The 2,116-nt window shown below is 31.8% G+C and carries 2 protein-coding genes; one reads left to right on the top strand and one right to left on the bottom strand.

Annotated elements, in window-relative coordinates; all coding sequences use genetic code 11:
• The first annotated feature begins 472 nt into the window (after positions 1–472).
• Positions 473–1,021 (top strand): CAP domain-containing protein, encoded by a 549-nt coding sequence (locus AC3DU7_RS32090; RefSeq protein WP_488043275.1) that lies wholly within the window; start codon positions 473–475, stop codon positions 1,019–1,021.
• A gap of 248 nt (positions 1,022–1,269) precedes the next feature.
• On the opposite strand, the gene AC3DU7_RS32095 is transcribed toward AC3DU7_RS32090, so the two are convergent.
• Positions 1,270–1,950, bottom strand: a complete 681-nt coding sequence (locus tag AC3DU7_RS32095; protein WP_488043276.1) for an SAM-dependent methyltransferase — start codon at positions 1,948–1,950, stop codon at positions 1,270–1,272.
• Positions 1,951–2,116: the final 166 nt, after the last annotated feature.

The raw sequence follows: 2,116 nt of genomic DNA on the forward strand, positions 1-2,116 counted from the left end.
AAAGTAGGATTAGATTATATTGTTAATAATTTCGGCACTATTACGGAAGCTGTTTTGAGCTAAAAGCACAGGAAAATATTGATAGTAAAGTACGTTCTGCTTATGAAATAAAAAATAATGAGGAGTCTCTAAAATTTATATTTGAACTCAATTTAGAAGTAGCCAATCGAGAAGCTAACAATCAATCAGTTATTACCCCAATAATTCCGCCATTTATCACAAATCATGGTCAATTAATTAGTGATAGTTGTATAATTGTTTAAGAGGTTTACTCTAATGTACATTTTTTCTTATTCCTTGATTTATTAAGAGATATTGAAAGATAATAATTAGAGTATTTCAATCTTCCCAAACTCCCCTTCAAAAAGAAGCTGCTAACCGAAATTCCTGAGCATTATTGCTTTTTGAAACAGCTCGGCCTTCAAAAAGTGGAGTTTAAAGAAGTTATACATAGCAGAGAGTAGATTAACGAATGAATCATCAATATTTAAAACAAATTTTCTGGAGTCTGGCAATATTGTTGAGTAGTTGTAATTATCAACAAGTCATTAAAAATTTGCCAGAAATGCCAGAAATTCAAAGCCCCAGACCAACTTCTATTTCTAGACCAAGAGTAGCAATTTCACCTGATGTAAATGGGTTAGAAAAATCTGTATTTGCCCAAATAAATCAATATCGAAAATCTCAAAACTTACCACCTCTCCAGTGGGATAATACTATTGCTCAACAATCAAGAATTCATGCTCAACAAATGGCTAGTGGCAAAACAACTTTTAGCCATGATGGTTTTCAAGAAAGAGTAGAAGTAATTAGTCAAAAAATTCTTTACAAAAGTGTGGCAGAAAATCTAGCTAATAATTTTGGTTATAATAATCCTGGAGAACAAGCTGTTCAAGGTTGGATAGGTAGTCCTGGTCATCATAAAAATATGATAGGTGACTATAATTTAAGTGGTATTGGTATTGCTCAAAACTCTGAAGGAACATATTTCTTTAATCAAATTTTTATTAAAACTAGATAGAAGTATTATGTCTGTTTTAATACTTAGGGTTTGCTGAAAAAGTCTGATGGTGATGATAGGCAACAGGCAACAGTTTAGACTATCTACTACGACCAAATTTTCGACATTGTCAGGGGAAAAGTATTAGCATTTTGAGGCAAAAACAGCCAAAAACCTTGCACTCCCTCAGCAATATTTAACCTTGGAAGCCTTTACAGATATTGATTACAATTTTATGAGCGCAAGCCTTAACTAATCATCCGACTTCTTCAAACAAATATTTGTAACATTTGATTACCTCCTTTCTGAAATTCATAAGTTACTTCTTTAATTTCTGCCCTATATCCTTGAGTCGTTAATTTTTCAATTATTGGTGTTAATAATAGTGAAATTTCTCCAGAAAGTTTAAGTAAAGGAAAAATGCGTACTTGTTTAGCAACTCGACACATTTCTAAAATTGATTCTAGGTGAAATTCTGCTGAGAGACGATCGGAATATAAAAATAGAAAATGGCTACATAAAGCTAAATCAAATCTGTGATTATCAAAAGGCAATTTCGGCAATTCAGCAGTTAAATAACGTTTTTGCTGAAACCCATTAGGAAAGTCTAATAAAAATGTTTCCATTGCTGCCATTCGGACTTTTAGCAGATTTTCTGGTGACTGTAGATTTTGCCAAACAAAAGTATCATAATTTGCCTTTACTTGGTCAATAATATTTTGAGAAGTTGCCTGAATACGTTGAGAAATTTCATCAGTATTAAACTTATATATTGGGTCACAGGAAATGACATTATATCTTTGAAAAGTCATTTCATAATTAAAACTTGACGGCCCTGCTGCACAGTCGAGAATTTTTAATTTCTTCTCTTCTGAAGTAAGGTCGAACATAGAAATATATTCGTCAAGATTTCGACCCCAAGGTACGATTTTTTCTAGTTTAATTGTCATAGTTATTTCTTAGGAGTCAGGATTCATAATGAATAGCTTTGATACTATTTATTAGATCATAATTTATCTTTTTCGTCCCCTAGATATCTCCTATAAAGTCTTTTAATTGCTATTATTATTCGTAACATTCTTTTTCCAAATTGGTATGAGATATTTTCCGACGACA

The sequence above is a fragment of the Okeania sp. genome (genome assembly GCF_983059655.1).